Source organism: Burkholderia sp. DN3021, assembly GCF_049805555.1.
Lineage (GTDB): Bacteria > Pseudomonadota > Gammaproteobacteria > Burkholderiales > Burkholderiaceae > Burkholderia > Burkholderia pyrrocinia_C.
In genome coordinates this window covers 1-3,035 of record NZ_JBNCAB010000184.1, presented here as the reverse complement: position 1 = coordinate 3,035, position 3,035 = coordinate 1, and the positions used below count along the sequence as shown (strand labels likewise).

The following is a 3,035-nucleotide window of genomic DNA, read 5'->3' as shown; positions in this document are numbered from 1 at the left end:
ACGGCGACGCTGCGACGTCCTGTTCGCCATGCTGCGCGACGGCACCATTTACCAACCCAAGTCAGCCCCTAACGCTTGACGAAAGACATAGGGGCACCCCCCAACGTACCGAGAATTCATCGGCTTTTCATCAGGAAGATGGGGAGCCTTGTACGTAGAGTAAAACGGTTAATGCAATGCGCATGTATCCATAAACACCATGGCCGCTGAAGACAGCACACTATCCATCGAGAATCGCATCGTCATCCGATTGCTCAATAGCCCCTTGCGCGGCTGCGAATTCCTGCTGCCTCCAGGCCGCACGCTATTCCTGGTCGGCTCAAGCTCTGAACTGGCCGCCCCAGATCAATTGCCGGAGTTGCCCGCCGACACGCTGTATATTCCGCTAGAGGAAGGCGGCGTCAATTTCGAATTTCTGATCGATGAAACCGATCTCGAACGCGTCATCCTGCGCGAATTGAGCGATGGCGCGTCGGAAGAACGTCTCGCAGCCTTCAACCTACCGTTGCGCGTTGGCGCATTAGCGTTAGCGCTGCGCCCGGAACATCTGCCATGGTCGCCAGAAGTGCTGGGCTACCCGGACAGCAAGTCCACAGCCAATCCCATCCCGGCCCGCCGCCATCCATGGGTCGCGATCGCACTGGCTTCCCTCGCGCTGATTCTGCTGGCGGGAGGCGGCTACTGGCTGTGGAACAGCCCGCAACGACAGGCTTCCGAGCTGAATGCCTTGCTTGGGCGCGACAGCCAGCGCTTTCGGGTATTGTCTGGTCGTGACGACGTGTTCTATGTCGCCGCAGCGAATGAACGAGACAGCGCTTGGGCCCGCCAAGTGATCGCGCGTGGTGACTACAATCGTCCGGCACAGGTCATCAATCCGACCCAGGAGAGCGAGCGTGTAGCCAGCTGGCTGGCCGACCACTACCCCAATCTGGCCTATTACCGGCTGCAATTTGACAATATGCGCCGCCCGCAGCTATGGGTCAGCCGCCAGCGCGCCGCGATGAGCGACAGCGCGCGCCAGCAACTGGCCCACAGCCTGACAGAGATCATGCCGTATGCCGAGCGGGTGGATATCATAGGACTGGACGACGCCACCGCCGCCGATCAAGCCGAGGCCGGGTTGAAGCGCCAAGCGCTGCCGTACACCCGCAGCGAGCATGCCGACGGCGTCACCTTCGTGATCCAGGGGGCGCTCGACGATGGTGAACTACTGCGCGCGCGCCGCTTTGTCGACCTCTACTACCGGCAATGGGGCGGACGCTATGTGCAGTTCGCCGTCGAATTGAAGGACGACTGGCTCAGGGGTCGCTCCTTCCGCTACGGCGACCAAGGCTATGTCAAGATGAGTCCCGGTCACTGGTACTTCCCCAAACCCCTGTAACTCAGTGAGGTAAGCCTCCAGCTTTACCTGAGGACTCGCCACCGTTTGACTTTTACGACGGTCGACGTGAATTTCCTATCGCCGCCAACAGAAAGAGATTCACGATGAAAGAGTATCAAAGGCTGAGCCATGCCAGATGGGATTGCAAGTAAGTGTTGCTGTTAAACGGGATTGAAGTTTGTTAACTTCGGCGAACCGCATATGCCGGAGCCTTGCATGAAGTGCGTCGTTGTACTGACCGAAGTCGAGGAGAAGACCTTGCAACAGTTGTCGATCAATCACCCGTACCCGGACATGCGCACGCGGGCAGCCGCTCTGCTGATGCTTGCGGGCGGCAAGCTGCGTCCGATGGCCGTCGGCGCAAGACTCGGTGTGAGTGGTCAGTCGGTCTACAACTGGACCCACATGTGGCGCGAACAGGGTGTGATTGGCTTGCTGGTCAAGATCGGACATAAAGGCGGACGGCCTCGTGCGTTGAGCGACGAGATGATCGCCACGGTCGTGCGCATGGCCTCGGTCGAGCCGCTGACGCGCGAGCAAATCGTTCAGCGCCTCGAGGCTGAATTCGACCCACTGCCGTTCGGGCATCTCGATACGCTGAGCGTGGCGCTCATCTGGCTGTCGATGAAGCCGGCCGGCCTTTACGAATGATCGTCACCGAAGGACAGGTCGCGGACATTTCGTATGCGCACGAATTGGTCGAGCATCTGCACATGGGTGCTGTGATTGCCGACAAAGGCTATGACTCGAATGCCTTCGTGAACACTATTCGCGCTGCGCGTGCGAAGGCCGTAATTCCACCGCGATCGAATCGAAAGACCAAGGGTCGCTACAGCCGCGTGCTGTACCGAACTCGGAACATCGTCGAACGCTTCTTCAATCGCATCAAACATTTTCGTCGCGTCTCCACTCGTTACGACAATCGCGGGGTAACTATCTCGTCTTCGCGGTGCTTGCCTGCGCCTTTGGGCCGCCGGTGAGAATGTGAACAGGACTAGGAAGTTTGGGGGGCGACAGCGATATTTCACGGGGGAGCATTTCTGGGCTCGTGGCTACTTCGTTTCCACCATAGTGCTGGACGAGCAGATGGTGCGAGCGTACATCCGCAATCAGGAGGCAGAAGATGAGCGATATGACCAGATGAAGCTGGTCATGGAGTAAGCCGCCACCGGCGGCTCGCGGCTTTATTGGGCACCTTTGAGGTGTTCACAATTTCAAGCCACCGGCTTTGCCGGTGGTATCTTACTCTCAAGAAAGGAAACAATCATGACCTGGGAAAAAGGCTATTTGGACGGTATTTCCAAGGAATACGATAGGGGCGTAGAGGACTTGCAAAAGCAAGTGGATAACGCTCTGAAGGATTTGGCCACGTCTCCATCCAATCCGCAAAAACTGGCTCTGTACCAAAGCAAGCTGTCGGAATATAACCTGTACCGCAACGCGCAATCCAACACCGTCAAGGTGTTCAAGGACATCGACGCGGCCATCATCCAGAACTTCCGTTAAGGCAACGCTGAACAAGCGTCCACATTCATGATGTCATCAAGAGTTCGGGGCGAATCGATCATGAACGAAGCATTTCTTGCTCGTTTTCGGTCATCCTGGGCGCCGTTCAAAGGGCGGAGGCCCTTGTCGGCGGGCCCCAGGCCCAGTT

General features: G+C 57.8%; 3 protein-coding genes and 2 pseudogenes. All 5 read left to right on the top strand.

Going from position 1 to position 3,035, the window contains the following annotated elements:
* The first annotated feature begins 199 nt into the window (after positions 1-199).
* Complete coding sequence (locus tag ACPUER_RS36185; RefSeq protein WP_425133502.1) at positions 200-1,381, top strand: PrgH/EprH family type III secretion inner membrane ring protein; 1,182 nt, start codon at positions 200-202, stop codon at positions 1,379-1,381.
* 201 nt (positions 1,382-1,582) lie between these two features.
* Positions 1,583-2,032 (top strand): helix-turn-helix domain-containing protein, encoded by a 450-nt coding sequence (locus tag ACPUER_RS36180; RefSeq protein ID WP_425133503.1) that lies wholly within the window; start codon positions 1,583-1,585, stop codon positions 2,030-2,032.
* Positions 1,993-2,369, top strand: a pseudogene (locus ACPUER_RS36175) (IS5 family transposase); the annotation flags it as partial. The gene ACPUER_RS36180 and the pseudogene ACPUER_RS36175, both read left to right, overlap by 40 nt.
* A gap of 8 nt (positions 2,370-2,377) precedes the next feature.
* Positions 2,378-2,542, top strand: a pseudogene (locus ACPUER_RS36170) (transposase); the annotation flags it as partial.
* A gap of 105 nt (positions 2,543-2,647) precedes the next feature.
* Positions 2,648-2,887 (top strand): type III secretion system needle complex protein, encoded by a 240-nt coding sequence (locus tag ACPUER_RS36165; protein WP_425133501.1) that lies wholly within the window; start codon positions 2,648-2,650, stop codon positions 2,885-2,887.
* Positions 2,888-3,035: the final 148 nt, after the last annotated feature.

Coding starts and splice junctions, on each gene's coding strand:
- ACPUER_RS36185 (WP_425133502.1), top strand. CDS start 200: ATGGCCGCTGAAGACAGCACACTATCCATCGAGAATCGCATCGTCATC.
- ACPUER_RS36180 (WP_425133503.1), top strand. CDS start 1,583: ATGCCGGAGCCTTGCATGAAGTGCGTCGTTGTACTGACCGAAGTCGAG.
- ACPUER_RS36165 (WP_425133501.1), top strand. CDS start 2,648: ATGACCTGGGAAAAAGGCTATTTGGACGGTATTTCCAAGGAATACGAT.